We start from the raw sequence: 3361 nt of genomic DNA, 5'->3' as shown, positions 1-3361 counted from the left end.
TAAAAGCTTCGATCGCTTGGATATCGCCGGTATCGGCAACAACCACTGTAAATTGGCGTAATTGTTCTAGTAGGGTTTTAGCCATAACTTCTCCAGATGCGTGTTAACGCGAGACATTATCTGGATCTTAGCGATTCGATCGAAAGGAAGGGGAAAATTCCCGATTGATTTAATTCCCAAGCACAGACCTGGCCAAAGTCGGGATAAGAGCAGGAATCTTGGGTCCACTTCTTGCCCAAAGTCCTCTATTTGTGATAGTATTAGTGATTGTGTCGATTTAATAAAAGGGAGTTTATGCCCAAGCTAAAAACGCGAAAGGCGGCGGCCAAACGATTTGAGGCCACGGGAAGCGGCAAAAAAATCAAACGTCGCAAAGCCTTCAAAAATCATCTACTCGATCATAAGAGTGCCGAACGCAAGCGCCGTCGTTTGTCCCAGATTACCCTGGTACACGAGCGCGACGAGAAGGAAGTGCGCTTAATGTTGCCCTATTTGTAAATTTTCCAGAAAAATCGTCTAAAGGATTATCATGTCTAGAGTAAAACGGGGGAATGTCGCCCGCAAGCGACGCAAAAAAGTTCTCAAATTAGCCAAAGGTTTTCGCGGTTCCCACTCGCGCTTATTCCGTACCGCTAACCAACAGGTAATGAAGGCCTTGCGGAATGCCTATAGAGACCGTCGCAAACGTAAACGCGATTTTCGTCGTCTTTGGATTACCCGCATTAACGCCGCTGCTCGTCAACAGGGCATCAGTTACAGCCAACTAACCGGACAATTAAAGAAAGCTAATATCCTCCTGAATCGGAAAATGTTGGCCCAATTAGCTGTCCTCGATCCCGTCGCTTTTGCTAAAGTGGTAGAAACAGCCAAAGGATAATTTAGCCCCGAGCATGACGGAAACTTGGCAAACGATTCAATTCCCCAGTTCAGAAAGTGCGATCGCTTTAGCGGGTCATCAAGAAGCTAACCTCAAATTGATAGCCAGGCAAACTGGGGCGAATTTAGTCCTCAGAGGCATGGAATTGCGGATTGGGGGACAACCAACCCCGGTGGAGCGTGCCACAGCGATTGTGCGCTCCTTAAGTATTTTATGGCAAGAGGCCAAGTTAATCGCCGAAGCCGATATTATGACCGCTATCCATGCCCTCGATACGGGGCGTTCTAGCGAGTATAAAGAACTACAGCAGGATATTCTCGCCCGTACCCGTCGCGGGGAGCTAATTCGGGCAAAAACCTTCCGTCAGCGTCAATATATCCAAGCGATTCAAAGTCACGATATCACCTTTTGTATTGGACCTGCTGGCACGGGGAAAACCTTTTTAGCCGCCGTTTTAGCCGTACAAGCTTTATTAGAAGATAAAGTAGAACGGATTATCCTCACCCGGCCGGCCGTGGAAGCGGGGGAAAAATTAGGCTTTCTCCCGGGGGATTTACAGCAAAAAGTCGATCCTTTTTTGCGTCCCCTCTACGATGCTTTATACGAATTTATCGAAGCATCCAAAATTCCCGACCTGATGGAACGGGGTAAAATCGAAATCGCTCCCTTAGCTTATATGCGGGGACGAACCCTAGCTAATGCTTTTGTTATCGTTGATGAGGCCCAAAATACCACCCCAGCACAGTTAAAAATGGTCTTAACTCGCTTGGGATTCGGTTCGCGCATGGTAGTAACTGGAGATGTCACCCAAACCGATTTACCGCAACAGCAAGAATCGGGGTTAATTGCCGCTCAAAAAATCCTCAAATCAGTAGAAGGGATCGCTTTTTGTTACCTATCCCGGGCCGATGTGGTGCGTCATCCCCTAGTACAAAAAATTGTCTCAGCTTACGAACAGCACGAAAAATAACAGGCTCTTCTAGGTTCTGTGTGATAAGTTTAACTTACACAGGATCGATCTTTGTGTCCTTTGTGTCTTTGTGGTTCGCTCCACTCCCTCGCTAGGAGTAATGTATCTTAGAATACATTTTACCCACCAAACCTGGGAGAGCCAATAACAGATTGTTGAGATAGTCGCTCTTGTACTCTTGCGAGAGAGTATAGAATTAGGTTAATTTAACGCGATGTGCAACTAAAAACGACAGAATCAGGGTTCCAGAGGATACTTTATCTCTGCTGATTTCTGAAAGCCTTGTTGTAAATCAAGACTAAAAATATAGTTGCACACCGAGTTTAATTTAGCTTTTTCCCCTTAAACTAAAACCGACAAAGACGTAGTTTAAGGAGTTTCGGTATCCCCAAACCTCAAGGAATCGATAACGCTGCCATCCTTTCACCGAGCCAGTCTGAAAAGCTCTTAGGGTGTATAGTTGATTAGCCCAGTTGTTATCGTTTGTTGTAGCATGGTGAACACAGTGCGCCCCTAGGCTAACTGGAAGGATGGTCAGCCGAATAAAGACTGCTCCTACTAATTCTATGTACCATTTTAACCACTCTAACCAGTGGTCTGAGCGCGGAGGATAAGCACCCAGATATAGGGCAAAAGATTTACCAATTACCTGAGATTTAGCTCCCTCATTATCATCGGCTTCATAGGCCCAATTATGCTCCGGTAGCTGTTGCAAGAGTGCGGCTGCATAGGTTCCGAGTTGGGTAAATACCGCCCAGAGTAAGCAGATTAAACAAGAATGGGTTAAACCCGCACAAACAGAGGCCAAGAAAAGCACAATCAGGGTAGCTATTTGGTAGTTAATGGGAGCTTTAAGGAGATTAGTCAGGCGAGCAAGGAAGGTTTCTCCGTAAAACTTGGGAGAGAGTAATAACTTGCCCAAATTTTGCCAATAGAAGGCCTCTTCTTGGGCAAATTCAAAACCTAAATCTTCTACTAGGTAGGGGGTATTCCCTTTGTCATTCATGGTAGCTAGGTTTTTCGGCGGGTGGTGAATTAATAGGTGATCTTTTTTGAACAATGGAAAGGGCTTTTTCCCAGTAATTAAGGTAAGTAAACAACCTAAAAGATGGTTATAAGTGGGATATTGAGGGAAAAAAGCATTATGGGCGCAAAAGTGGGCTATTTCTTGCAATTGAGCCGCTCCAGCTACGGATAGCACCCATCCTAGGGGTATTAATTGCCAGTGGCTAAGAGCGATCGCTAATCCTCCTATATACTGGAGTATGCCATAGAGTAATTCTAAGGAGGGTGTGCTTTTCCAGAGAGGGGGAGCAAGGTAGTAGCCTGTTAGCCAGTCAAAGAAAGCTTGTACGAGACGATTATCGCTGAGTTGGAGCATCCCTAGGCGTGGATTATCCCTTAAAGCCGATGCTTGTGTTGGGGTGGGTTTTTTCAGTATCATGACAGTAGAAAATAAGTTGTACTGTCCTGAAAATGGTTAAATAACCAAATTCAGGCGGTTTTATTAGCTG

Annotated in this window: 4 protein-coding genes; 3 read left to right on the top strand and 1 reads right to left on the bottom strand. The window is 45.4% G+C overall.

Features of this window, described 5'->3' with window-relative positions; genetic code table 11:
- Nucleotides 1-294: 294 nt before the first annotated feature.
- Genes rpmI through PX484_RS00915 form a run of 3 tightly spaced genes read left to right on the top strand, consistent with a single transcriptional unit; the run spans nt 295 to nt 1847 of the window.
- Nucleotides 295-498, top strand: coding sequence for a 50S ribosomal protein L35 (gene rpmI / locus PX484_RS00925; RefSeq protein WP_002781071.1), 204 nt, complete (start codon nt 295-297; stop codon nt 496-498).
- 31 nt (nt 499-529) lie between these two features.
- Entirely contained in the window at nt 530-877 is a 348-nt protein-coding gene (rplT, locus tag PX484_RS00920) for a 50S ribosomal protein L20 (RefSeq protein WP_002739593.1), read from the top strand.
- Nucleotides 878-890: 13 nt separating this feature from the next.
- Nucleotides 891-1847: a PhoH family protein gene (locus PX484_RS00915; RefSeq protein WP_004268263.1), complete on the top strand. Its 957-nt coding sequence runs from the start codon at nt 891-893 to the stop codon at nt 1845-1847.
- A 328-nt stretch (nt 1848-2175) separates the two neighbouring features.
- Here PX484_RS00915 and PX484_RS00910 read toward each other — a convergent pair whose 3' ends face one another.
- Nucleotides 2176-3291: a fatty acid desaturase gene (locus tag PX484_RS00910; RefSeq protein ID WP_287764715.1), complete on the bottom strand. Its 1116-nt coding sequence runs from the start codon at nt 3289-3291 to the stop codon at nt 2176-2178.
- Nucleotides 3292-3361 lie beyond the last annotated feature (70 nt).

The sequence above is a fragment of the Microcystis sp. M49636_WE2 genome (assembly GCF_030065375.1).
GTDB lineage: Bacteria > Cyanobacteriota > Cyanobacteriia > Cyanobacteriales > Microcystaceae > Microcystis > Microcystis aeruginosa_C.
The sequence above is the reverse complement of the archived record's forward strand: the minus strand, read 5'-3'. Positions and strand labels throughout refer to the sequence as shown.